Genomic DNA, 25,093 nt, shown 5'->3' on the forward strand with positions numbered 1-25,093 from the left:
CGGTCCGAAAGTCACACCAACACCCTTGACACCACCGGTGCCTTGACCCCCTACTAGCCCTTGCAAAGCGAACTTGACAACGTTGTCTAGGCGCAGAAGGGGTGCTCGCGCATATGCAGCAGAGAGCTGCCCGGCACAGATGGAGTTCCTCGGCGGTCGTGTTGGCGACCGCCTTCGCTCTGGCCGCGGCCACGCAGCAAGCGGCGGTCGCCGTTCCCGGAACCAAGCCGCACGTCGACACCTTCGCGTCGTCGTTCGAGTCGGGTGATCCGGCGCTCGACTGGCGCAACACGGTGGACACCGCGGCGGACGGGTCCAAGCGGGCCTCGGGTGTGGACGGTGGCTACAGCACCGGCATTCCCGGCAACCTCAACGACCACGTCACCGACATCCGCGCCAACGGCGAGTACGCGGACTCGGGCGAGGTCAAGGAGAACCTCGTCGACGCCGAGCCGGGGACCAAGTGGCTGGTCTTCCAGCCCACCGGCTGGGTGGAGTTCGACCTCGACGCCCCCGCGAAGGTGGTCACCTACGCGCTGACGTCCGCCAACGACGCCGCGGAACGCGACCCGCGGGACTGGACCCTGCAGGGCTCCACCGACGGCAAGGACTGGAAGACCCTGGACACCCGTTCCGGCGAGTCCTTCCCCGAGCGGTTCCAGACGAAGTCGTACGACCTCGCCGAGCCCGCCGAGTACCAGCACTTCCGGATCGACATCACCAGGAACAACGGCGCCTCCGGCATCACGCAGCTCGCCGACCTGCAGCTGTCGACGGGCAGCACCGGCGACCCCGTGCCGCAGGACATGCTCACGCTCGTCGACCGCGGCCCCAGCGGCTCCCCGACGGCGAAGTCGGGCGCCGGCTTCACCGGTACGCGGGCACTGCGCTACGCGGGCCGGCACACCGGCGACGGCCGGGCGTACTCGTACAACAAGGTCTTCGACGTCGACGTGCCCGTCCGCCGGGACACCGCGCTGTCGTACCGGATCTACCCCTCGATGGCGGACGGCGACCGCGACTACGACGCCACCAACGTCTCCGTGGACCTGGTCTTCACCGACGGCACCTACCTCAGCCGCCTGGGCGCCACCGACCAGCACGGCTTCGCGCTCACCCCGCAGGGGCAGGGCGCCGCCAAGATCCTCTACGTGAACCAGTGGAACGACGTCTCGTCCCGGATCGGATCGGTCGCCGCCGGCAAGACCGTCGACCGCATCCTGGTGGCGTACGACTCCCCCAAGGGCCCGGCGAAGTTCCGCGGCTGGCTGGACGACGTGGCACTGAAGCCGCTGGCGCCGCAGAAGCCGAAGGCGCACCTGTCGGACTACGCGCTGACCACCCGCGGCACCAACTCCAGCGGCAGCTTCTCGCGCGGCAACAACTTCCCGGCGACGGCCGTCCCGCATGGCTTCAACTTCTGGACGCCGGTGACCAACGCGGGCACCCTCAACTGGCTGTACGACTACGCCAAGGCGAACAACTCCGACAACCTGCCCACCATCCAGGCGTTCAGCGCCAGCCACGAGCCCAGCCCCTGGATGGGAGACCGGCAGACCTTCCAGGTGATGCCGTCCGCCGCCTCCGGCACCCCGGACACGGCGCGCGGCGCACGGGCGCTGCCCTTCCGGCACGAGAACGAGACCGCCCGCCCCTACTACTACGGGGTGAAGTTCGAGAACGGCCTCAAGACGGAGATGGCGCCGACCGACCACGCGGCCGTGCTGCGCTTCACCTACCCCGGTGACGACACGAGCGTGCTCTTCGACAACGTCACCGAGCAGGCCGGCCTGACGCTCGACAAGGAGACCGGCACCTTCACCGGCTACTCCGACGTGAAGTCCGGGCTGTCCACCGGCGCCACCCGGCTGTTCCTGTACGGCGAGTTCGACGCCCCCGTCACCGAGGGCACGTCGAGCGGCGTGAAGGGCTACCTGCGCTTCGACGCGGGCGAGGACCGCACCGTGTCGCTGCGCCTGGCCACCTCGCTGATCAGCATCGACCAGGCGAAGGACAACCTGCGCCAGGAGATACCGGACGGCACCTCCTTCGAGACGGTGAAGTCCCGCGCGCAGAAGCAGTGGGACAAGGTGCTGGGACGCGTCGAGGTCGAGGGCGCCACGCCGGACCAGCTGACGACGCTCTACTCCAGCCTGTACCGGCTGTACCTGTACCCGAACTCGGGCTTCGAGAAGGTCGGTTCGAAGTACCAGTACGCGTCGCCGTTCTCCGCGATGCCCGGCCCCGACACCCCGACCCACACCGGCGCGAAGATCGTGGACGGCAAGGTCTACGTCAACAACGGCTTCTGGGACACCTACCGCACCACATGGCCCGCGTACTCCTTCCTGACGCCGAGCCAGGCCGGTGAGATGGTCGACGGCTTCGTGCAGCAGTACAAGGACGGCGGCTGGACCTCGCGCTGGTCGTCGCCCGGCTACGCGGACCTGATGACGGGCACGTCCTCGGACGTCGCCTTCGCCGACGCCTACGTCAAGGGCGTGGACTTCGACGCCGAGGCGGCGTACGACGCGGCCGTGAAGAACGCCACGGTCGTCCCGCCGCAGTCGGGCGTGGGCCGCAAGGGCATGGCCACCTCCCCCTTCCTCGGCTACACGAGCACCGACACCCACGAGGGCCTGTCGTGGGCGCTGGAGGGGTACCTCAACGACTACGGCATCGCCGAGATGGGCAAGGCCCTCTACGCGAAGACCGGCAAGAAGCGCTACAAGGAGGAGTCCGCGTACTTCCTCAACCGCGCGCAGGACTACGTCAACCTCTTCGACACGAAGGCCGGCTTCTTCCAGGGGCGTGACGCCCAGGGGAACTGGCGGGTCGACTCCGCGAAGTACGACCCGCGGGTGTGGGGCTACGACTACACCGAGACGAACGGCTGGGGCTACGCCTTCACCGCTCCGCAGGACAGCCGCGGCCTGGCCAACCTGTACGGCGGCCGGGACGGCCTGGCGAAGAAGCTCGACGAGTACTTCGCCACCCCGGAGACCGCCTCGCCGGAGTTCGTGGGCTCCTACGGGGGCGTCATCCACGAGATGACGGAGGCGCGGGACGTGCGGATGGGCATGTACGGGCACTCCAACCAGGTGGCCCACCACGTGACGTACATGTACGACGCGGCAGGGCGCCCCTGGGAGACGCAGAAGAACGTCCGCGAGGTGCTCTCCCGCCTCTACACCGGCAGCGACATCGGGCAGGGCTACCACGGCGACGAGGACAACGGCGAGCAGTCGGCCTGGTTCCTCTTCTCCTCGCTCGGCTTCTACCCGCTGGTGATGGGCAGCGGCGAGTACGCCGTCGGCTCCCCGCTGTTCACCAAGGCGACGGTCCACCTGGAGAACGGCAGGGACCTGGTCGTCAAGGCGCCGAAGAACAGCACGCGCAACGTGTACGTGCAGGGGCTCAAGGTCAACGGCCGCTCCTGGAAGTCCACCTCGCTGCCGCACTCGCTGCTCGCCAAGGGCGGCGTGCTGGAGTTCGACATGGGCCCGAAGCCCTCGTCCTGGGGCACCGTCAAGAACGCCGCGCCGGTGTCGATCACCCAGGACGACAAGGCGCCCGCGCCCCGCGCGGACGTCGTCAAGGGCGACGGCGCGCTGTTCGACAACACCTCGGCGACGGACGCGGCGGTCACGACCGTGGACCTTCCGGTCGACGGACGCACCAAGGCCGTCCAGTACACGCTGACCTCGTCGGCGGACCGCGCCAAGGCGCCCACCGGCTGGACGCTCCAGGGCTCCTCGGACGGCACGCACTGGAAGACCCTCGACAAGCGCTCCGGTGAGTCCTTCACCTGGGACCGTCAGACCCGGGCCTTCTCGGTCCCCAAGCCAGGCGGTTACACCCAGTACCGCCTGGTCCTGGACACCGAGTCGACCCTGGCGGAGGTGGAGTTGCTGGGCTGATCCGCCCATGGCGAGGGGGCGGGCGCGGAGTGGACTCCGCGCCCGCCCTCGCCGTTCGCCGCGTGCCCGCGGCGCGTCCCGGGCCGTCGTTCGCGCCCCTCGGTGACACACCGCCGGAGGGCGGGCGGCACCCCGGCGCCGGAGCACCGGGATGCCGCTCCGTGCCGTCAGGGCGCCAGCAGGTTCAGCCAGGTCCCGGTCCGGACGGTGCCGTCCGCGGGCAGCCCGCGGGCGGACTGGAAGGAGCGCACCGCGGCGTCCGTCGCCGTGCCGAAGGCGCCGTCGACGGTCAGTCCCGCGCCGCGGGTGTTCAGCAGGTACTGCACGGCGGAGACCGCGGGACCCGAGTCGCCCTGCCCCAGCGTCACGAAGACCAGCGGCTGCCAGGTCGCCGGGCCGACGACGCCGTTCGAGGGCAGGCCGCGCGCGGTCTGGAAGGAGCGGACCCCGGCGGCGGTCGTGATACCGAAGACGCCGTCCACGGCGAGCCCGACCCCGCGGGCGTTCAGCAGGTACTGCAGGGCCCTGACGCGGGTGCCGCTCTGGCCCTGCTGCAGCAGGGGCCAGTCGGGCGCGGGCGTGCCGGCGCCGGTGGGCAGCGCGAAGGGCAGCGGGAGCAGCAGTTGGGTGTTGCGGGCGGTCGGCGTCCCGCGGCGCAGGTCGATCCCGCGGCCGACGGACTGGATGTCGTTGGCGGCCAGTTCGCGGGCCAGTGAGGCGAGAACGGCGGGGGTGCCGGTGTCCCCGCCGTACGACAGCGGCGCGTCCGCGTCCACCATGGTGGTGAAGATCGACAGGTAGCCACCGCCCTCGGCGATCTCGACGATCCGGGACTGAACGGGCCAGTCGATGTGCGAGGCCGTGTTGACCTCCCAGAAGCCGCGGCTGAGTGCGGAGGTCCAGGCGGGCTTGTGCGGGGTGATGTTGTTGGTGTGCGTGTGGCCGTCCACCATCAGGACGACGTTCGGGAAGCGCAGCAGCTTGTCGCGCAGGTCGGCACCGCTGTACGGGGAGTCGTCGTCGGTGTTGTCCATCGAGTCGAGCGTGTGGTGGCAGCAGACGACGATCAGTTTGTCCTTGACCCCGGGCTGCGTGACGACCGTGCCGGGGCCCGTGCCGTTGGGGCGGTCCGTCTCGTAGCGGGAGCTGTTCGCCCTCAGCTGCGCGTCCAGCCACTCCCACTGCGCCTCGTCGAGGGCGCCGTCCGCGCCTCCGGCCGCGTTGGTGGTGTCGAGGACGAGGACCTGGACGAGGTCGGAGGGGCCGGAGGGTATGGCGTAGTAGGCCCGGTCGCTGCCGGAGGTGAAGCCGTGCCCGGCGGGGGTGCCGGTGGTGCGGAAGTGCTCGGCGACGAACTCGCGCCGCTCCAGCAGGCGTCGCGCGGGGTCGGCGGTGACCTTCTCGGTGTCGAGGGTGAAGTCGCCGGTGATGATGTCCGTCAGCAGCTCGATGTAGTAGGCGGGCCCGTTGTCGAAGACGTCGGGGACGCCCTCGATCTGGGTGATCTTCGTCGAGCCGGTGGCGATGCCCTTGAGCGGGTCGAACGGCAGGACGTCCGGTGCGACGTTGCCCTGGACGAGGCCGTCGTGGTTGCCGTAGGCGGCGTACCAGGGCATGCGCAGCCCGCCCGCGGTGAAGGGCCTGCGGGCGGCGGTGAGCAGACCGGTCACGAGGGGGAAGCCGGCCAGTTCGTTGTTGTCGGCGGGGCTCTGCCGGGCCTGCGGGTGCCAGTAGTGAACGTCGGTGCCGAACCGCCCGCTGCCGACGCTCTCGTCGAGGGCGGGGTTGCCGGAGTCGGGGGTGACGGTGTTGCCGTCCAGCAGGTCGATGTACCAGCGGGTCTCGTTGTACTGGCAGTTGTCGACGGCGTCGCCGGTGACGACGGTGAAGGCCAGCGAGGCGCCGGTCCGCGGCCCGCGCCCGATCTGCCGGACGGCACGGCACATCGCGTCGGTCGTCTGGGTCGAGAGGAACTCGTGCGCGCGGTAGGCGGACTCGGTGGGATAGGAGTTGTAGTGCGGGGGGCCGTAGTCGGCGAGCCGGTCGAGGCACTCGACGCGCAGCGGTGACTGGTCGTCGACGATGTGCAGGTCGGACATCTGGGCGAAGGCGATCAGCGACCGGGTCACCGTGGGCGCGGTGACGTTGGCCAGGTCCTTGCGGACGAGGTGGGGTTCGCCGGGCCCCGCGACGATCCCGCGGTAGCCGGACCCGAGGTCCGGGCCGCGCAGCAGCGTGCGGTCCACGGTCGACAGGCCCGGTACGGAACCGTCGGCGGCGGCGGTCCGTGGGGCGGCGGCCGCGAGGCCGGCGAGGCCGCCCGGGGCGACGGCGGCGGTCACCACGCTCACGGCGGTCGCCATCAGCATTCTTCGGCGCGTCAGAGACATTCCGCATCCTGTTCGGTCGTCAGCCGCCGTGCGCGGGCAGCACGGCATGGCGAGGGGGGACGAGGGAGGCACGCGAAACACCCGGTCGTGGAGCGCGGGACCGGGCCCGCCAAGCCTGGCAAAGGGAGGGTCCGGTCCGCAAGGAGTGGTACAGCCACTCATCCACTTTGTCACTCATCCAGCGACCGGTGGTGGCCGGTGAGGGCAACGACGCGACCCCGTACGGGCCTTGAGGCGCGGCCGTACGGGGTCGCCGGAGGGGGCCGGACCGGGCCGGCCCACCGGGGTGCGGGGAGGCGGGCGGTCAGCTGTTGGCGTTCAGAACGGGGTAGTAGCCGCTCGAGTGGCCCTTGGCGGTGGGATGGTAGGACTCCCAGCTCGGCGAGACGACCAGGGAGTGCAGCCAGTCGTCGCCCGAGCAGAGTTCATGGCTGTTGAAGGTCCCCCGGACGTCGCCGAAGACGAAGCCGTGGGCCGCGGCCCGGGCGGCGATGACACCGTCGAGGACGTCCGCGGCCTCGTCGATCTTGCGGTGCTTGGTGTCGGAGAGTCCGACGCACAGGACGTTCAGGGTGTACACGCGGGGATAACCGAGGACGACGACCTTGGCGTTGGGGGCCTTGGCGCGGATCGCGTTGTAGGTGGCGTCCAGCCGGGCGGGGAGGGTGTTGCGGGCGTAGGTCTCCGACTGGTTGACCCGGTTGACGCAGTCGGTGTCGGAGCCCACCACGCAGGTCGTCATGACGTCGGAGAAGCCCGCGTCGTTGCCGCCGATGGTGAGCGAGACCAGACCGGTGGATGCGTTCAGCGGGCCGAGCTGGCCGTTCGTCACGTCCGTGGTCACCGCACCCGAGCAGGAGGTGTCGGCGAAGGAGGAGGGGGCGTGGGCGTTCTTCCACAGGTACGGGTAGGCGCTGAAACTCCGGTGGCAACTGCCGCTCGCGCTGTCGTAGTTGCCCGCGCCGTTGCCTGCGGAGTACGAGTCCCCCAGCGCGACGTAGGCGGGCCCGGCGGCGTGTGCCGGGGTGGTCCACAACAGGCCGAAGGCCAGGGTGACGATCAGGGTGGTCAGGGCCGACAACGACGTGGTGCGTCTCACGGAACCTCCCTGGACGGGAAACTGACTACCACTTGGTAACCCCGGAACCGGCCCGCAGGGAAGTGTCCATGACAATGGAATGTTAAAATTTCTTCGCGCGTAGATCCCGTGTTCGGCTCACCGCCGTCCCACGGCCGGAGCGGCGCCGGGCGGCCGATGGCAGGATGCTTGCGGTAGCGCCCGGACACGCCACCGGGCGGGAGAGCAGGAGGAGGCCCGTTGAGCCGCGGGAAGAACCACCAGGTCGTCGTACTCGTGCTGGAGGGCGCCAAGCCGCTCGACGTCGGGATCCCGGCGCAGGTGTTCTCCAGCCGGCCGAGCATGCCCTACGAGGTGCGGGTGTGCGGTGCCGCACCCGGCCCGGTGACCGGCGGGGACGGGCTGTCGTACCACGTGGCGGAGGGCCTGGAGGCCTTCGAGGACGCCGACACCGTCTTCATCCCCGGCTACCGGGAGCCCGCCGGCACCGCACCTCCGGCGGCCGTCGTCGGCGCGCTGATGGCGGCCCACGAACGCGGGACCCGCCTCGCGGCCATCTCCACCGGGGCGTTCGCGCTGGCGGCGACCGGCCTGCTCGACGGCAAGCGGGCCACGACGCACTGGCACTACACCAAGGCCCTCGCCGAGCGGCATCCGCTGGTACGGGTGGACGAGAACGTGCTGTTCGTGGACGAGGGCGACGTGCTCACCTCGGCCGGAGCGGCGTCCGGCATCGACCTGTGCCTGCACCTGGTGCGACGCGACCACGGTGTCGGCCTGTCCAACCACGTGGCGCGGAGGCTGGTGGCGGCGCCCTACCGCAGCGGGGGTCAGGCCCAGTACGTCCCCCGGAGCGTGCCCGAGCCGCTCGGCGACCTGTTCGCGAGCACGCGCGAGTGGGCGCTGGCGCACCTCGCCGAACCGCTCACGCTCGACGCCCTCGCCCGCAACGCCCGGGTGTCGGCGCGCACCTTCTCACGGCGGTTCGTGGAGGACACCGGCTACACGCCGATGCAGTGGGTGCTCCGCGCCCGCGTCGACCTCGCCCGCGAACTCCTGGAACGCACCGACCTGGGCGTGGAGCAGATCGCCGACCGCGTCGGCCTCGGCACCGGCGCGAACCTGCGCCTGCACTTCCACCGCATCCTCGGCACCTCCCCCACGGAGTACCGGAACACCTTCTCCGCCTGAGTGGCGGGATCCTTGCGGGCGATGGCGAAAGGTCCGGCGAGATCCTTGCGCATGCTGTCGTTCAGGCCACTGCCGAAGCGGCGCCCCGCTGCGGAGCATGGAGACGGCAACGAAAGGAACCCCCCATGACCCGCATCGCCGTCAACGGATTCGGCCGCATCGGACGCAACACCCTCCGCGCCCTCGTCGAGCGGGGCAGCGACCTCGAAGTGGTCGCCGTCAACGACCTCACCGCGCCCGAGTCCCTCGCGCACCTGCTCAAGTTCGACAGCTCCCTCGGCCGGCTGGGCCGCACCGTCGAGGTGGACGGATCCGATCTGGTCGTCGACGGCCACCGGATCAAGGTGCTCGCCGAGCGCGAACCGGCCAAGCTGCCGTGGGCCGAACTCGGCGTCGACGTCGTGCTGGAGTCCACCGGCCGCTTCACCTCGGCGGAGGCCGCCCGCGCGCACCTGGACGCCGGTGCCAGGCGGGTCCTGGTGAGCGCCCCCTCCGACGGCGCGGACGTCACCCTCGCGTACGGCGTCAACACCGACGAGTACGACCCGGCCCGGCACGTCATCGTGTCGAACGCCTCGTGCACCACGAACGCCCTGGCCCCGCTCGCGTCCGTGCTGGACGACCTGGCCGGCATCGAACACGGCTTCATGACCACGGTGCACGCCTACACCCAGGAGCAGAACCTCCAGGACGGCCCGCACCGCGACATGCGCCGCGCCCGTGCCGCCGGCGTGAACATCGTCCCCACCACCACCGGGGCCGCCAAGGCCATCGGCAAGGTGCTGCCGAACCTCGACGGCAAGCTCTCGGGCGACTCGATCCGTGTGCCCGTGCCGGTGGGCTCGATCGTGGAGCTCAACACCACGGTCTCCCGCGAGGTGACCCTCGAGCAGGTGCTGGACGCCTACCGCACCGCCGCCGAGGGCAAGCTGAAGGGCGTCCTCGACTACGCCACCGAGCCGCTGGTCTCCAGCGACATCACCGGCCACCCGGCCTCGTCGATCTTCGACGCCGCCCTCACCCGCGTCGAGGGCCGCCACATCAAGGTCGTGGCCTGGTACGACAACGAGTGGGGCTTCTCCAACCGCGTCGTCGACACCCTCGAACTCCTCGCCCGCGCCTGACCGTCGGCGGGGGGCCGCCCGAGGGTGCCGGCCCCGGGCCGCCCCCGGTCGGGAGAAGGCCGGCGAGGGTGATCCCGCGGAGGGCGGGGGAAGTACGGATCGCTCCGCGGGGGTCCCGCGCCGGGGGATAGGATCACGCGCCGTGGCGACCCCGATCTTCATCGACTGCTGCGCCGGACCCGAACTCGCCTGGGTGCGGACACTGTACGAGTCCCACCACGACCAGGAGTCCCTGCTGCGCTGCTCGGCCTGCCGGGCCTTCTGGTTCCACCGCTTCAACGAGTACCCCGACTGGACCGGCGGCGGCGGCGATCTGACGACCTGGTACACCCGGCTCACCACCGAAGAGGGCGAACGTCTCCGCGACGCGGCCGACCCGTTCGCCGAGGACCTCTCCTTCCTCCGGACGCGCCCGGCCTGGATGGACGACGCCCGCGGCTCCCGCCGGGTCGACGGCGCCCCGGACCACCCCCACGGCTGAGCGGCCCCGCCCCGCCCGCCACCGCCCGCACGCGCTGCGCTCGCGCGACGACGGCTCGGTCATCGGGTGCGGAAGCCACGGACCACGGACCGCCGCGGCGCCGCATCCGGATTGCCGGACGCGGCGCCGGGGACGGCCCGCGCGGCCGTCAGCGACCGAGCAGGAAGTCGTGGACCGCCCGGCGGCCCTCGTCGCTCGCCGCGCGGCTCTGGACGGAGTGGGCGGCGCCGGCGACCACGACGACCCGGGCCCACGGGGTCAGCTTCTTCTGGTCGTACACCCATTCCACGGGTGTCGACAGGTCCCGGTCGCCGCCGAGCAGCAGCACCGGGACGCCGGGGAGGCGGCGGTGCGCGGCGGGCAGGGGCGGGGCGGGGGTGCGGGGCCAGTCGAGGCAGCTGAGCATGGAGCCGAGGCCGGTCGCCGTGGCGGCGTCGAAGGGGCCGTGGTCGGCCGGGGTGAGTTCGGCGCCCGCCTTCTCCAGCGCGGCGCGGCGGCCGGCGACCGGGGCGTCCGACCGGCCCCAGGGGTAGCGGCCGTCGAGGCACAGCGTCGAGGCGTGGAGTCCCTGGCTGAGTTCCTCCGCGCTCGCCGCGCTGCCCTGCCGTACACCCTGGATGAGGCCGCCCAGCAGTCCGGGGTCCCCCTCGGCGGCCTGGTGGAGGGCGTCGATCATCTCCGCGTAGTCCGGGTCGACGAACTCCCAGGTGGTCAGGGCGTCCAGCACGTCGACGCCGTTGTCGTAGGTGTCCACGACCTCGGCGAGGTCGGCCGCCGGGTCGGTGGTGCAGCCGATGCTCTCGCACGCCGCCGTCAGCACGCGCGGCGCGGCCCGCATGGCGGCGAGGTCCATCGGGTCGTAACCGGTCTGCGGCACCACCGAGTCCAGCACCATCCGGGCAACGCGCCCTGGGTGGGCGAGTGCGTACCGCTCGGCGGTGTACGTGCCGTACGAGACCCCGTCGAGGGTCAGCTTCCGCACGCCCATCGCGCGGCGGAGCAGTTCCAGGTCGGCGACCGTGTCGCCGGTGCTGTAGAAGCGGCGGTCGGTGCCGATGGCAGCGGCGCAGTCCCGCACCGCGTCCGCGGTGGGCGGTGTGAGGTCGGACGACCCCATCTGCGCCTGCAGTTCGGGGCACTGCAGGGCGTTGCCGCCGGTGCCGCGCTGGTCGATCATGACGAGGCGGTAGTCCTTGAGCACCGGCTCCATGGCCTTGGCGATCCGTTCCACGAAGGGGACGCCCGGCTGCCCGGGGCCGCCCGTCAGGAACAGCAGGACGCCTTTGGGAGCGTTCGCGTTGTCCCCCATGGCGACCTTCAGGCCCAGCCGGCCCCGCACCGCGCCGCTGTGGTCGAGCGGAACCGTCAGCGTGGCGCAACTGAAGCCCTCCAGGCCGGGGCACGCCGCGGTGCCGGAGAGCCCCCCGCTCCCCCCGGACGGCCCCGCGGCGCCCCGGTCCTGGGCCGACGACGTACAGGTGCCCGACACCATCAGCAGGCCGGCGGCGGCCAGCGCCACCGCGGCGCGTGCTCCGGACCTCCGCGCCCCCCGTGCCTTTCCGGCCCTGCGCATCGCCCGCATCACACGCACCCCCGCCTTCCGGCGTTCTCCGTGCCCCTGTCGTCCGTCGGCCATCAGACTGTGCCAACAGGGCTCGCCGCGGCGAGACTCCGTGCCACGATTCGAGCACGTTCGAAAGCAACCCGGGGTAAGGGGCGGCAGGCAGAAGGATGATCGAACTCACCGTGGACGCGGCCGGGCTGGCACGCTCCCACTTCGCCGTCTCGCCGTTGCACGAGGTCGCGGCGACATTGCTGCCCTGGGGCCTGCGCCCGGACCCGGAGGCCGATCCTTGGGTGGCCCGCGCCCGCCGTGTGCTGCGCCGCGCACGGCTGCCGCTGCTGTCCGAACTGGCGCTCGACGGCGGCGGCTACCTGCCGGACTTCCTCAGCCCGCATCCGTCCGGCCCCTCGCCCACCGTCGAGGAGGAACTGGACCGGGTCCGTGCCACGCCGCCCGGCCGCGTCCTCGACGAGCTGGAGGCATTGCGCAACGGCCGCCCCTGCAACGGGCTGGCCGGAGCGGAGCTGCCGCCCGGAGTGCGGCGCGCGATGACGCGGGGCGGCGGACACGTCGCCCGGCAGGTCGCGGAGGAGCTGCGGCGGTACTGGGAACTCGCCTTCGCCCCGCACTGGCCCGACGCGAAGGCCGCGCTCGACGCGGAGGTCGACCGCTGCGCGGGGGTGCTGGCCCGGCAGGGCGCCGCGGGGCTGTTCAACTCGCTGCACCCGGGGATCCGGTGGGCCGGCGGCACGCTGCGCGTCGACAGCCGCTTCACGGTGGGGATCCCCGTTCCCCTGGTGATCGTGGTGCCGTCGCTGGTGGCGACGGGGCCGGCGGTGGTCGTGGACCCGGTGCCCGGCGGACGGCGGCCGCCGATGGTGGCCTATCCGGTGCGGGACCGGCCCGTCGCACCGGTGCCCCCCTCGGCCGAGCTGGCCGGGCTGCTCGGTCCCACCCGCGCGGGGCTCCTCGGGGCGCTGGCGCGGCCGGCGTCCACCACGCAGCTCGCGGCGCGCCACTTCCTCAGTGCGGCGACGGTCTCGTACCACCTGGGCGTGCTGCACCGGGCCGGGCTCGTGACCCGTACCCGGTCGGGACGGACGGTGCTGTACCGGCGTACACCCGCCGGATCACGTCTGACGGGCAGGAACTGATCCCGGCGCCCCGACCCGCGCCACGGCGGGCCGGGGGCACGCACCGGTCACGCCGGGACGGTCTCCCCGGGCAGCGCGAGGTCGAGGTCGACCAGCCGCTCGTCCCCGGCGTGCGTGGCCGCCGAGGCGAGGGGGCCGTGCCCCGTGGCGAGGGCGGCGAGCACGTACGGGCCTGCGGCCGGGACGGCGAGCGCGTAGCTGCCGTCCTCCGCGGAGAGCGTCGCGCCGGCCTGCCGGCCGCGGCGGTCGATGAGGGTGACCTTGGCGCGGGCGACCGGAGCGCCCCCGGATCCCACGACCCGGCCGCGGAAGCCGCTCAGGACCTGCTCCGCGGGCGCCGGGGCGGCCTGCTCCCCGCTGCCGGCCCGCATCTGCAGCCCGGTCCGCCGGCCGGGCAGGCCGAAGGCGAGCAGGAGGCCGACGAGGACGGCGCCGGTGGCGATGAGGAACGAGAGACGGAAGCCGTGCATGGTCGGGACGGCGACGCCGTTCACCTGCACCGCGCTGTTGGCCAGCACCATGCCGATCACCGCGCTGGACACCGAGGTGCCGACGGACCGCATCAGGGTGTTGAGGCCGTTGGCCGCGCCCGTCTCGGAGGCCGGCACCGCGCCGACGATGAGCGCGGGCAGCGAGGAGTACGCCAGGCCGATGCCGGCGCCGAGGATCACCGAGGTGAGGATCGTCTGCCAGACGGCGTCCATCAGGCCGATGCCGCCGCCGTAGCCGGCGCCGATCACCAGCAGGCCGATGATCAGCGTGGTCTTCGGGCCGAAGCGGGCGGACAGCTTGGCGTAGACCGGGGCGGTGAACATCATGGTCAGGCCGAGCGGGGCCACGGCCAGTCCGGCGACGACCATGGACTGGCCGAGGCCGGCGCCGGTGGCGGTGGGCAGCTGGAGCAACTGCGGCAGGACGAGGGACACGACGTAGAAGCTGACCCCGACCATGATCGAGGCGAGGTTGGTGAGCAGCACCTCACGGCGGGCGGTGGTGCGCAGGTCGACCAGCGGGGCCTTGACCCGCAGTTCCATCACGCCCCACAGCAGCAGGACGAGGGCGGAGGCGCCGAACAGCCCGAGGGTGGTACCGGACGACCATCCCCAGTCGCTGCCCTTGGTGATCGGCAGCAGGAACAGGATCAGACCGGTCGACAGGCCCAGCGCGCCGGGCAGGTCGAAGGTGCCCTTGGCGCGCATCGGGGACTCCGGCACGACGGCCAGGGCGAGGACGATGGCGAGCACGCCGAGGCCGGCCGCGGCGTAGAAGAGCGCGTGCCAGTCCGCGTGCTGGGCGATCAGCGCCGCGCCGGGTAGCGCGAGGCCACCGCCGACGCCGATGGAGGAGCTCATCAGGGCCATCGCCGATCCGAGCCGCTCACGCGGCAGCATGTCGCGCATCAGCCCGATGCCGAGCGGGATGGCGCCCATGGCGAAGCCCTGCAGCGTACGGCCCACGATCATGGTGAGCAGCTCGCTGGTGACGGCACTGATCACGGCGCCGACGACCATGACCGAGAGGCTGCCGATGAGCATGCGGCGCTTGCCGTAGAGGTCGCCGAGGCGGCCCATGATCGGGGTGGCCACGGCGCCCGCGAGCAGGGTGGAGGTCAGCACCCAGGTCGCGTTGCTCGGCTCGGTGTCCAGCAGCTGCGGCAGGTCCTTGATGACGGGGACGAGCAGGGTCTGCATGACCGCGACAACGATGCCCACGAAGGCGAGTACCGGGACGACCGCCCCACTGGGTCTCCGGGCGGGCAGATCGGTCGTCGTGAGCGTCATGGGATGAGGCCTCCGGGCAGAGGTAGGACCGTGGTGATGGTCATGCGTGCGGTGTACGAGGTGTGCAACCCCGTATGCCGAGGCAACTATTCCGCCACCCGGAAGCCGTAAAACATGCATTTGACCGGCTTATTTGGCTTTGGTCCCGACGTACGGGGATCCCAGGGGGCACTACAGCCCCATCTGTGACCCCTCTGTGATCTTCCTGTGCACAACGCCGCGGGTGCCCGGCAGGTCTGAAGGACGTGTGCCCAGGACGGCACACGGCTCGCAGGGATCCCCCGGCGGCCCGTCGGCCACCCCGCAGCCCACGGCCTCCGGCGACGACGCCTCGGGCTCCACCGGTACGTCCGGCGGCAGCGACGGCACCTCGTCCTCCGGCGGTGACTCCGGCGGCGCACTGCTCCTCGGCGGCTCCGCGCTGCCGGCCCTCGGCCTGGGCGCCGTGATCATCGTCTTCGTACGGCGCGGGGGTGCGGCTGAAGGTCTACCGCCCGCCGAGCGCCATGGGCGCGCCGGTGAAGGAGTCGAGCAGGATCCGCCCGCCGAGCGGCCGGTCCAGGCGGACCGTCACCGGCTCGATGAGCAGCTCCTTCGTACACAGACCGTCGTCCGTGGCGGGGACCGTGCCGCGGAGCACCACGCTGTCACGGGTCTCCAGCACCTCCACGGCCGGACCGTCGTCACAGCCGCCGTGCCCTGCCAGGACGGTGACGCTCCGGCCGTCCCCGGCGACCTTCCGCAGCCCGTGCAGCCGCCACCCGTCGTCGGTGGCCTCGGACAGGGCGGCGATCGGCGCGCGCGGCAGCCGCGCGGGGTTGATCGCGGCGCGCACCAGCGGGGTGTCGTAGCCCTCGAGCGTGAAGTGCCAGGCGGGGACGCGGGCCCGGCCGCGGCTGGTGAGCAGGGTCATCTCGCCGAAGGTGGCCTTCGTGACGGTCAGCGGGTCCGCACGGCCCTCCGGGCCGTCGTCGATCAGGTCGTACGTCTCCCGCGCCGTCATCGGCGTGACGGGGCTCGACGTGCCGTCCGCCCAGCGGATGCGGCCCTCCCGCTCGGTGCGGGGCAGCGCGCCGCGGTGCTCGAAGTTCCGCGCGAGGTAGGCCAGTTTGTCGGTATCGGTGCGGAACGCGTTGTCCGGCAGGCGGACGACGTCCTCCAGCGGGTAGAAGCCCTCGCGCCACGATCGCGCCGCCTCCGAGCCCTCCCAGGCCTCGGCGACCTTCCGCATGCGTGCGGCGGCCTCGGCGCTGTCGTCCGTGCCGGACGCCGTCAGAGACCCGCATCCGGCGGATCCCAGGAACAGGCAGACGACTCCCACCAGCACGAACGGTCTCATGGCGCCTCCCCGGGGCAGCGGGCCCCTCGGACCCCGCCGATGTGACGTGCCGCCCCGGCAACGGGTTCCGTCCGCTCATGAGGAGGAGGGGTCCCCTCCTCCTGGAAGGTCAGCGACCGTGCCCGGATCGGCGGTCAGCCAGCGTTCCGGCCGCATGCGGAGCACGACGTGATCGGCGAGTTCCCTCCGCCATGGCCACGAATCTCTCGAGTGCCTCACCCGAGAGGTAACGGCCGGCCATCTCGCGGTGAAGCGTGCCGCTCCCCTCGGTCACTTCGGCAACCCGTCCTTCGACCGAAACGTACCGGGCCGTCGGCTCCGTGCGCTGCACCAGCAGGCTGAAGCGGCCCGGCGTCCTGATCAGGGTCATCTTCCGGGAGCCCGCGCCGGTGAGGATCCACGGCAGACCGCCGGGTTCGTAGGCGTACCAGACCGGAATCACCAACGGCCCGCGGTCGTCGCCGGCCGCGACGCCCAGCGCGGCCACACGCGGCTCGGCCAGAAAGCTTTCGCGTTCCTCCCGTGACAGTTCCATTCCCCGACTGCAGGCCCGGCCACCGACAGCGCCTCCGCGAAGTCGAGCGGGCAGAAGGTCGAACCGGCAGAAGCACGCCGCACGACACGGGGAACGACCTCGCGAAATGCCGTACCGGCTTCGCGGAACACGCCGGGACGGCCGGGTAGCGTCGCCCTCACCAGCGGCCCCGAGGGGCCGTCCCACCTGCGACCGGGAGCACCGCCATGCCCGCGTACGGATTCTTCGTGGAGTTCGAGGCCCGGCCGGGGCGGGAGGAGGACGTCGCCCGCTTCCTCGTCGACGCCAAGGCGCTGGTGGACGCGGAACCGGGGACGTTGGCCTGGTTCGGCTTCCGCCTGGGGCCGTCCTCCTTCCGCATCTTCGACGCCTTCGAGACCGAGGAGGACCGCGAGACGCACCTGCGCGGCAAGGTGCGGCAGCGCATCGAGGCGCTCGGCGACGAACTGTTCACCGTGCCGCCCGTCATCACTCCGGTCGAGGTGCTCGCGGCGAAGCTGCCCGGCTGACGGGGCGAAGGGTACGCCAGGCACCGGGCTCGGGGGACACGCCCCCGGCCTCGGAGGGCGTCCGTGGTCGGCGCACACTGTGAACGGAATATTCACGCCGTACAACAGCGCTGGTCAGGAGAGCTCCACCGGCGCGGGCCTCTACTGAGTCCGCGAACCCTGTTCAGCCCCGCACGAAGAGAAAAAGGTATCCATGTACCAGCGCATTCTGGTTGCCGTCGACTCGAGCCCCTTCGCCCAGCCCGCCCTGCGCACGGCCGGGGACATGGCCCGGCTGACCGGCGCCGCGGTGCACGTCGTGCACGTGCTCGCCTCGGCGGTCGCCTTCGACACCGTCATGAACCTGGAAGAGGACACCGACGCCGGCGCCGTCGTCGACGCGGCCGTCGCCACGCTCCACGGCCTGGGTGTGGAGGAGGCCGATGGTGAGGTCGTCCGCGACGTGACCACGCAGGAGGTCGCCGGCGCGATCTCCGCCGCCGCGGAGCAGTTCAAGGCGGACCTCCTGGTCCTCAGCCCCCACCACCGCGGCTCGGTCGCGGCCTTCTTCAACCCGCGTGTCAGCGACGCCGTCGCCCACGCCAGCCGCATCGCGGTGCTGCTCGTCCCCGAGGAGCAGGCCGAGGGCGCCGACTCCGCCGTCTGACCCGGCCGGTTCACGGCCCGTCCGGCTCCGGCGAGCCGGACGGGCCGCGTCCGCGGGGCTCCGGTCACGGCGTGGGCACGTGCTCCGGGAGCAGCCCGGCGGCCTTGACGGCGTGCCAGAACTCCTCCGGCACCGGGTGGTCGAAGTACGCGACGTTCTGCGCGACCTCCTCCGGGGAGCGGGCACCGACGACCACGCTCGCGACCGCCGGGTGCCCCAGCGGGAAGCGCACGGCCGCCGCGAGCAGCGGCACGTCGTACCTCCGGCACACCTCCCGCCACGCCGCCACCCGCCCGGCCAGTTCCGCGGGCACGGTGGTGTACCCGTGGGGCGCGCCGGGCCGGGGGTCCGCGAGCAGCCCCGACTGGTAGACCCCGGCGGCCATGACGGCGATCCCGCGCTCGGCGCACAGTGGCAGCAACTCGTCCAGGCCCGACTGGTCCAGGAGGCTGTAACGGCCGGCCAGCAGCACGCAGTCCGGTCCCGGGTCGGCGGCGCGCCGCAGGAAGTCGACCGCGACGGGGGCGTGGTTGACCCCGATGGACACCGCCCCGACGGCGCCCGCCGCCCTCAGCCCGGCCAGCGCCCGGTAGGCGTCGCCCACGGCCGCCGTGAAGTCCTCGTCGGGGTCGTGGACATGGAGCACGTCGATCCGGTCGAGGCCGAGCCGGACCAGGCTCTCCTCGACGCTGCGCAGCACCCCGGCGTACGAGTAGTCCAGCCGCGGCCCCACGCCCGGTGGTGGATCGGCCCAGATCGGCTGGGTGTCGGGGCCTCCCGGTTCGATGAGCCGGCCCACCTTGGTGCACAGCACGAACGCGTCACGCGGCCGGGCGGCGAGCGCCGCGCCGGCGCGGGTCTCCGAGCGCCCGTAGCCGTAGACGGGGGCGGTGTCGTAGAGCCGGATGCCGAGGTCCCAGGCCCGGTCGAGGACGGCCGCGGCCCGCGCGGCCGGCACGGGTGAGAAGAGCCCGCCCAGTGAGGCCAGTCCCAGCCCGAGCCTGCTGACCCGCAGCGATGTGCGTCCGAGCGGTACGAGTTCGCCGGCCCGCATGTCGCCCCCTCCTGCCGTACGGTGTGCTGCCTGCGGCAGCCAGGGGATCACGCCCCCCGCCCGGCGCACAATCCTCACCGCGGTGCGGGCCCGGTCCGGCGGCGGCCGCGGCGTCGTGTGCCGCGGATGAGCTGCTGCGCGGCGAGGTGTCCCGAGCCGCCGCCGAGGCCGGGTCCGGGGTGGGTGGAGGCGCCGATCTGCCACAGCCCGGGAACGGGGGTGGCGTGCCGGGAGGCGCCGGGCAGCGGGCGCCACAGCAGGCTCTGGTCGAGTTCGGCCGAGCCCCCGTAGGGGTCGCCGGCCACCGCGTTGGGGTTGTGGGCCGCCAGGTCGACCGGGGTGACGGCGTCCCAGGCGAGCACCTTGCCGGGCAGGTCGGGGGCGTGGCGGGCCACTCTGGTCAGGACCCGCTCGACGTAGCCCTCGGTCAGTGCCTTCGTCCAGCCGCCGTCGGCGTCGAGTTCGCCCGCCGCGTCGCCGGCCGGCGCGAAGGGCAGTTCCTGGAGCTGGATCCACAGGGCCGCGGCGCCCTCCGGGACGCGTGACGTGTCGATCACGTGCTGCTGGCCGACGACCACCGTGGGCCGGCGCGGCAGCATGCCCGCCTCGGCCTCCGCGCAGGCGATCCCGGTGCTCGCCGAGCCGTCGCTCAGGTGGAACAGCGGGACGCCGGCCAGCCGTTGGTCGTGCCAGCCGGGCGGGGCGGAGAGGGCGACGTGGAGCTGCATCGCGGCGCGGCCGTAGCGGTAGCGCCGGGCCTGGTCGCGGACCGCGGCGGGCACCGGGGCGTCCTGCGGCAGCAGTTCCCCGTACAGGGCGGTCGGCGTGACCGAGGCGAGGACGGCGTGGCGGGCGTGGATGGGCTCACCGCCGCTGACCACGCCGGTGACCCTGCCGTCGGTGACGAGCAGCCGCTCCACCGGGTGGCCGGTGCGGACGTCCACGTGGAGTTCGCCGAGGAGGGTCTCGAAGGCGCGGACGAAGTTGCGGGCGCCGCCGGCCACGACGGGCACGCCGAAGCCGTGCAGGGAGGCGGCGAGCACGGGCAGCAGCAGTCCGCCCCCTGCGTGGTCCGGGGACAGGCCCGCGTGCAGCAGCCAGGGCACCCACATCACGTCCGCCTCGTCGCCCCGGAACGCGCCGCGGCAGTAGGAGCGTCCGCTGGTGAGTGCGGACCGCAGCCAGGTCTCGGTGCCGGTGAGCCGCTCGCGGCGCAGCAGCGCGGCGATGTGCCGAAGCGTCCGCGGCGAGCGGGGCTCGCCGCTCAGCAGGCCGCCGATGGCCTCGGCGTTGTCGAGGAAGCGCCCCAGCATCGCCAGGTAGGCGGCCCTGTCCTCGGTGTGGGCGAAGGCCTGCGCCGTGGTGGCCGGGTCGCGGTGGGCGAGGAGCACACGGCCGTCGTCGGTGGCGGTGCCGGTGACGAAGCCGTCGCCGTTGCGGTACTCCAGGCCGTGGCGGTGCAGGTCCTCGCCGAGGGCGGCGTAGGCCCCTCCGGACACGAACAGCGGGTGCCACGAGGAGTAGGTGTCGTGCAGATAGCCGGGCAGGGTGCGTTCCTCGGTGGCGATGAAGCCGCCCAGCCGGTCGCCCTGCTCCAGCAGGGCCACCGACCAGCCGTCCTTGGCCAGTTCGGTGGCGGCGACCAGGCCGTTCACACCGGAACCGACGACGACGGCGTCCACCGTGCGTGCCATCAGCGCTCCTCGGGTCCGTCGCTCCGGGATGCCGCTCCACGGGAACCGGCCGGGGCGACGTCCCCGTGCGTCCACGCTCCAGCGTGCGCGCCAGGTGGGGCACCCGCACGTCGAGCGGGCCGCCCCCGGGGCGGGCGGCGTTGACCCGCCGCTCCCCCGATCCCCCGCCCACCCGCGTACAAAGCGTCGCGGCGGGCCGGCGGCACGCCGGACGTCGGCGTTTGCGTCCTCCGGCGGAGCGATGATCTACTTGCTTGGCGCAGCAAGTAACTTGCGGCCGTGGTGTGACGCCGCAGGGACCTCTGCGACGCCGGGGGCCGCCTGGCCCGGCGGCCCGGTACGGCTCGGAACCACGACGAACGGACACAGATGAAGAGAACACTGACCCGGCCCGGCGCCCGTCGCCGGGCCGCACTCGGTGCTGCCGCCCTGACGGGCATGGTGACGCTGCTGGGCTTCGGAGCGGGCACCGCCGGCGCGTCGCCCGCCGGTCACGGAGGCCGGGACCACGTCGCCCTCGGCGACTCCTACGCCTCGGGTCCGCTGATCCCCGAACAGGTCGACGCGGCCTGCCTGCGGTCGAGTCACAACTACCCCTCGCTCGTCGCGGCGCGCACGCACGCCCGCCTCACCGACGTCAGCTGCTCGGGGGCGACCACCGCGGAGATGACCGCGCCCCAGGGCAGCGCCCCGGCGCAGCTCGACGCACTGGGACGCGGAACGGACCTGGTCACGCTCAGCATCGGCGGCAACGACATCGGCTTCAGCAGCGTCATCGCCACCTGCGCCGGCGTCACGGCCTCCGACCCCGCCGGAGCTCCCTGCCGCGCCCACTTCACCGCCGGCGGCCACGACCAGCTCGCGGAGCGCGTCGCGCGGACCGCGCCCAAGGTCGCCGAGGTCATCCGCGGCATCCACCGGCGCTCGCCGCACGCGCGCGTCGTGGTGGTCGGCTACCCGGACCTGTTCCCGGACGACGGCTCGGCCTGCACCAGTCCCTCGACGCCGTTCGCGGCCGGTGACTTCTCCTACCTGCGCGACACGGAGAAGACGCTCAACGCCATGCTGGCCACCCAGGCCCGCAAGGCCGGCGCGCGTTACGCCGACACCTACACCCCGACCGTCGGTCACGACATGTGCGCGCCTGCGGGTACGCGCTGGATCGAGTCCCTCGCCCCCGCGAGCCCCGCGGCACCCGCGCACCCCAACGCCCGGGGTGAGGAGGCCATGGCCGGCGCGGTGCTCCGCACCGTCGCCCGCCACCACCGCTGACCCCGCGTCACCAGGACCCGCCTTCCCCGAGGGGAGGCGGGTCCTCGCCGTTCGCCGTGGTGTCAGGCCTTCCGCATGTCCCGGTAGGTCTCCAGCACGCGCAGCCAGACCTCGCTGATCGTCGGGAAGGCGGGGACGGCGTGCCACAGCCGGTCCACCGGGATCTCGCCGGTGACGGCGACGGTGGCCGAGTAGAGCAGTTCCTGCACCCCCGGGCCGACGAAGGTGACGCCGACCACCGTGCCGCGGTCCGGGTCGATCAGGACGCGGGCCCTGCCCCGGTAGTCCTCGACGTACTGCACGGCACCGGCGAGGCGCCCCAAGTCGTAGTCCACGACGTCCACGCGCCGCCCCGCGGCTTCCGCCTCACGGGTCGTCAGGCCGACGGAGGCCACCTCGGGGTCGGTGAAGACCACCTGCGGCACGGCCTCGGTGTCGGCGGTCGCGACGTGGGCGCCCCACCTGCGGTCGTCGACGGGCTCGCCCTTGGCCCGCGCCCCGATCACCGCTCCCGCGATGCGGGCCTGGTACTTGCCCTGGTGCGTCATCAGGGCGCGGTGGTTGACGTCGCCCGCCGCGTACAGCCAGCCGTCGGCGACGGCCGTCACCAGGAAGGTGTCGTCCACGGTCAGCCAGGTGCCGGGGGCCAGGCCGACCGTCTCCAGGCCGAGGTCCGCGGTGCGGGGGGCACGGCCGGTCGCGAAGAGGATCTCGTCGGCGACCACCGTCCCGCCGTCCGCCAGCGTGACGCGTACGGGACCGTCCGGGCCGTCGTCGCGCGCCACGGCGGTCACCGAGGCGCCGAGCCGTACGTCCACACCGGCCTCGCGCAGGGCGCCGGCCACCATCTCGCCGGCGAACGGCTCCATGCGGGGCAGCAGTCCGCCGCTCCCCCGCACCAGCACGGTCACCTCGGAACCGAGCGCCTGCCACGCGGTGGCCATCTCGACGGCGACGACGCCGCCCCCGACCACCACCAGACGGCCCGGCGCCTCGCGGGCGCTCGTCGCCTCGCGATTGGTCCACGGACGGACCTCGGCGAGCCCCGGCAGGTCGGGGAGCCGTGTCGTGGTCCCGGTGGCGACGACGACGGCGTGCCGCGCGGTCAGGCGGACCGTCCCGCCGTCCGGCGTGTCCACCACCACCCGGCGGGGGCCGTCCAGGCGGCCGTGGCCGCGCACCAGGTCGACGGAGACGGAGTCCAGCCACTCCACCTGGTCGTCGTCCTTCCAGTGCGCGGAGAGCCGGTCGCGGTGGGCGAGGACCTCGGCCACGTCCAGCGGCCCGCCGACCGCGCCCCTCAGGCCGGGTATCCGGCGGGCGTCGGCCCGTGCCACCACGGGCCGCAGCAGGGCCTTGCTGGGTTCGCACGCCCAGAACGAGCACTCGCCGCCCAGCAGTTCACCCTCCACCAGCACCGTGGCCAGTCCGGCGGCGCTCGTCCGGTCGGCGACGTTCTCGCCGACCGGTCCGCCGCCGATGACGACGACGTCGTATTCCCGGGAGGTACCGCTCATCGCTTGACCCGTCATTCCGTCGGTCTGCATAACCTGCTTCCAAAAAGGGCCGGAGGGGACCCGGTCAGGGGCCCGCGGTGCCGCGGAGGGGGGATCCGCGGCACCGCGGGGGATTGGGGGTGGAGGGTCGGTCACAGGGGAGGGCGGGGTCAGCGTCCCGGCAGGCGCTCCGTGACCTCCTGGAGCGCCCAGCCGTTGCCGTCGGGGTCCGTGAACGTCGCGAAGGAGCCGTAGCTGGCGCGCGTGGGGTGCGGACCGGCGACCCGGGCGGTCTCACCGGCGTGGTGGAAGACGCCGCCCGCGTCGTGGAAGACCTCGCTGATGCCGACGCCGCGGGCCGCCAGCTCGGCGCGGGCCGCCACGATGTCCTCGACGATCAGGTGGAGGCCCTGCACGGAGCCCGGGGCGGCCGTGGTGACGCCGTCGCCGAAGAGGATCGAGGCCCCGGATCCGTCCGGTGTGAAGTGGACGACGCGGAAGCCGTCGTCGCCGACGTAGTCGACGTCCAGCCGGAAGCCCAGCGCCGCGTAGAAGTCCTTCGCCCGGTCCACGTCGGACACGGGCAGCACCACAACCTCGAGCTTCAGTTCCATCACGTTCTCCCAGTTCTGCGAGCAGTTCCGCACATCGTCACCGCTTTGACTGGTGACGAGCATGGCCCAGCAGTGCGTAACCTGTCAAGGCGGTGACGGGAGGGGCCTCCATCACGGACCCCTCCACCGGGGCTGCCGGAATATCCTTGACTCATCAAATATTAGGCTCCCTTCGCGCCCTCACCCGTGAGGAAGACCGGGATGACCACACCCGCTGTGACGCCCCCGCGGCAGAAACCACCGGTCCGAGGCGCGGGCGGCGATGTGACCGCCCGGGCCGTCCCGGTATCCTTCGCGGCGTGAGCGAGACGATCAGCGATGCCGCGGTGGACGCCCTGTACGGGGCCATGGAGCGGCTGACGGACCTCCTGCCCGGCGCCTTCGCGCGGCACGGCACCAACGGGGAGCGGCTGCTGTGCACCGGCCTCCCCGTCGCCGTTCTCAACACGGTGTGCACCGGTCACGGACCGGCCCTGCGTGAGACGGAGGCGCTCGCCGAGGAACTGTCGGCGAGGGGCCTGCCCTGGAGCGTCCAGGTCCGCGGCGAGGCCGGCCCGGAGGTGAGGGCGCTGGCGGCCCGGTTCGGCCTCACGGCGACCACCACGCTGCCGCTGCTGGCGTGGGACGCCGCGTCGCTCCCCGGACTGCCCGCCGTGCTCCCCGGAGACGGCACGGTACGCAAGCTCGGAGGCGCCGCGGCCGGGCGGTACTCCGCCGCCCTCACGGCGGGGTTCGGCATGCCCGAGGAGATCGCGGACGCGTTCGCCCTGCCCGCGCTGCTCGACGCGCCGGACATGACCGCGTTCACCCTCGACGTGGACGGCGAACCCGTCGCCACCGGGTTCAACGTCATGGTCGGCGACCACGTGGGGATGTTCAACGGCTCGGTACCGCCCCGGCACCGGGGCAACGGCCACTACCGCGCGCTCGTCACGGCCCGGCTCCGGGACGCCGTCGCGTCGGGCGCCCGCCACGCGTTCACGCAGAACTCCCCCATGTCCCGCCCGCTGTACGAGTCCCTGGGCTTCCGGCTCGTGGAGAACTGGACGTACCTCACCCCCGCGGGCTGATCCGCGCCGGGCCACCGGGGGCGGCTTCGCCGGACAGCCGGACGGCCGCCTCGCCGGCTTCCGCCGCGAGCGGCGCCGGGCGGTCGGGCGGTCCCCTGCGGACGTCTTCGCTGCTCACGAGGGTGGTGGTGACGGATGTTCACACTGCGCATTCCGGATCACCACCCGTTTCACGGCAACG

At 72.8% G+C, this 25,093-nt stretch carries 19 protein-coding genes; 9 read left to right on the plus strand and 10 right to left on the minus strand.

Annotated features, from left to right (window positions below):
* Window positions 1-113: 113 nt before the first annotated feature.
* On the plus strand, window positions 114-3,920 hold the full coding sequence (locus OIE69_RS04130) for a GH92 family glycosyl hydrolase (protein WP_326570552.1): 3,807 nt from the start codon (window positions 114-116) through the stop codon (window positions 3,918-3,920).
* 167 nt (window positions 3,921-4,087) lie between these two features.
* Here OIE69_RS04130 and OIE69_RS04135 read toward each other — a convergent pair whose 3' ends face one another.
* Both OIE69_RS04135 and OIE69_RS04140 read right to left on the minus strand, forming a co-directional pair.
* Window positions 4,088-6,283, minus strand: coding sequence for a TIGR03767 family metallophosphoesterase (locus tag OIE69_RS04135; RefSeq protein WP_326570553.1), 2,196 nt, complete (start codon window positions 6,281-6,283; stop codon window positions 4,088-4,090).
* Window positions 6,284-6,614: 331 nt separating this feature from the next.
* On the minus strand, window positions 6,615-7,409 hold the full coding sequence (locus tag OIE69_RS04140) for an SGNH/GDSL hydrolase family protein (protein ID WP_392567455.1): 795 nt from the start codon (window positions 7,407-7,409) through the stop codon (window positions 6,615-6,617).
* A gap of 219 nt (window positions 7,410-7,628) precedes the next feature.
* On the opposite strand from OIE69_RS04140, the gene OIE69_RS04145 reads away from it, so the two are divergent.
* The 3 genes from OIE69_RS04145 (at window position 7,629) to OIE69_RS04155 (ending at window position 10,184) form a co-directional block, all read left to right on the plus strand.
* Window positions 7,629-8,579 (plus strand): GlxA family transcriptional regulator, encoded by a 951-nt coding sequence (locus tag OIE69_RS04145; protein WP_326570554.1) that lies wholly within the window; start codon window positions 7,629-7,631, stop codon window positions 8,577-8,579.
* 125 nt (window positions 8,580-8,704) lie between these two features.
* Window positions 8,705-9,703, plus strand: a complete 999-nt coding sequence (gap, locus tag OIE69_RS04150; RefSeq protein WP_326570555.1) for a type I glyceraldehyde-3-phosphate dehydrogenase — start codon at window positions 8,705-8,707, stop codon at window positions 9,701-9,703.
* A 142-nt stretch (window positions 9,704-9,845) separates the two neighbouring features.
* Entirely contained in the window at window positions 9,846-10,184 is a 339-nt protein-coding gene (locus tag OIE69_RS04155; protein WP_326570556.1) for a hypothetical protein, read from the plus strand.
* A 148-nt stretch (window positions 10,185-10,332) separates the two neighbouring features.
* Here the strand turns inward: OIE69_RS04155 and OIE69_RS04160 are convergent, their stop codons facing one another.
* On the minus strand, window positions 10,333-11,757 hold the full coding sequence (locus tag OIE69_RS04160; protein ID WP_326570557.1) for an alpha/beta fold hydrolase: 1,425 nt from the start codon (window positions 11,755-11,757) through the stop codon (window positions 10,333-10,335).
* A 158-nt stretch (window positions 11,758-11,915) separates the two neighbouring features.
* Between OIE69_RS04160 and OIE69_RS04165 the strand changes: the two genes are divergently transcribed.
* Window positions 11,916-12,902, plus strand: a complete 987-nt coding sequence (locus OIE69_RS04165; protein WP_326570558.1) for an ArsR/SmtB family transcription factor — start codon at window positions 11,916-11,918, stop codon at window positions 12,900-12,902.
* Window positions 12,903-12,949: 47 nt separating this feature from the next.
* On the opposite strand, the gene OIE69_RS04170 is transcribed toward OIE69_RS04165, so the two are convergent.
* From OIE69_RS04170 to OIE69_RS04180, 3 genes are all read right to left on the minus strand, one after another.
* Window positions 12,950-14,683 carry an MFS transporter gene (locus OIE69_RS04170; protein WP_326570559.1) on the minus strand — a complete coding sequence of 578 codons (1,734 nt, stop codon included), beginning with the start codon at window positions 14,681-14,683 and terminating at the stop codon, window positions 12,950-12,952.
* Window positions 14,684-15,170: 487 nt separating this feature from the next.
* Entirely contained in the window at window positions 15,171-16,022 is an 852-nt protein-coding gene (locus OIE69_RS04175) for a hypothetical protein (RefSeq protein ID WP_326570560.1), read from the minus strand.
* Between the two features lie 109 nt (window positions 16,023-16,131).
* Entirely contained in the window at window positions 16,132-16,557 is a 426-nt protein-coding gene (locus OIE69_RS04180) for a pyridoxamine 5'-phosphate oxidase family protein (protein WP_392567456.1), read from the minus strand.
* Window positions 16,558-16,763: 206 nt separating this feature from the next.
* On the opposite strand from OIE69_RS04180, the gene OIE69_RS04185 reads away from it, so the two are divergent.
* Together OIE69_RS04185 and OIE69_RS04190 are read left to right on the plus strand one after the other, a co-directional pair.
* Window positions 16,764-17,066: a putative quinol monooxygenase gene (locus OIE69_RS04185; protein ID WP_326570561.1), complete on the plus strand. Its 303-nt coding sequence runs from the start codon at window positions 16,764-16,766 to the stop codon at window positions 17,064-17,066.
* Between the two features lie 193 nt (window positions 17,067-17,259).
* Window positions 17,260-17,712: a universal stress protein gene (locus OIE69_RS04190; RefSeq protein WP_326570562.1), complete on the plus strand. Its 453-nt coding sequence runs from the start codon at window positions 17,260-17,262 to the stop codon at window positions 17,710-17,712.
* Between the two features lie 64 nt (window positions 17,713-17,776).
* On the opposite strand, the gene OIE69_RS04195 is transcribed toward OIE69_RS04190, so the two are convergent.
* Window positions 17,777-18,766: an aldo/keto reductase gene (locus OIE69_RS04195; protein WP_326570563.1), complete on the minus strand. Its 990-nt coding sequence runs from the start codon at window positions 18,764-18,766 to the stop codon at window positions 17,777-17,779.
* A gap of 74 nt (window positions 18,767-18,840) precedes the next feature.
* Window positions 18,841-20,460, minus strand: coding sequence for a phytoene desaturase family protein (locus tag OIE69_RS04200; protein ID WP_326570564.1), 1,620 nt, complete (start codon window positions 20,458-20,460; stop codon window positions 18,841-18,843).
* Between the two features lie 369 nt (window positions 20,461-20,829).
* Between OIE69_RS04200 and OIE69_RS04205 the strand changes: the two genes are divergently transcribed.
* Entirely contained in the window at window positions 20,830-21,732 is a 903-nt protein-coding gene (locus OIE69_RS04205) for an SGNH/GDSL hydrolase family protein (RefSeq protein WP_326570565.1), read from the plus strand.
* A gap of 62 nt (window positions 21,733-21,794) precedes the next feature.
* Here the strand turns inward: OIE69_RS04205 and OIE69_RS04210 are convergent, their stop codons facing one another.
* Both OIE69_RS04210 and OIE69_RS04215 read right to left on the minus strand, forming a co-directional pair.
* Window positions 21,795-23,249 (minus strand): dihydrolipoyl dehydrogenase family protein, encoded by a 1,455-nt coding sequence (locus tag OIE69_RS04210; RefSeq protein ID WP_326570566.1) that lies wholly within the window; start codon window positions 23,247-23,249, stop codon window positions 21,795-21,797.
* 149 nt (window positions 23,250-23,398) lie between these two features.
* Window positions 23,399-23,842, minus strand: coding sequence for a VOC family protein (locus OIE69_RS04215; protein ID WP_326570567.1), 444 nt, complete (start codon window positions 23,840-23,842; stop codon window positions 23,399-23,401).
* A 299-nt stretch (window positions 23,843-24,141) separates the two neighbouring features.
* Between OIE69_RS04215 and OIE69_RS04220 the strand changes: the two genes are divergently transcribed.
* Complete coding sequence (locus OIE69_RS04220; protein ID WP_326570568.1) at window positions 24,142-24,912, plus strand: GNAT family N-acetyltransferase; 771 nt, start codon at window positions 24,142-24,144, stop codon at window positions 24,910-24,912.
* Window positions 24,913-25,093 lie beyond the last annotated feature (181 nt).

This window comes from Actinacidiphila glaucinigra (genome assembly GCF_035918135.1).
In the GTDB taxonomy this organism is placed as follows: Bacteria; Actinomycetota; Actinomycetes; order Streptomycetales; family Streptomycetaceae; genus Actinacidiphila; species Actinacidiphila glaucinigra.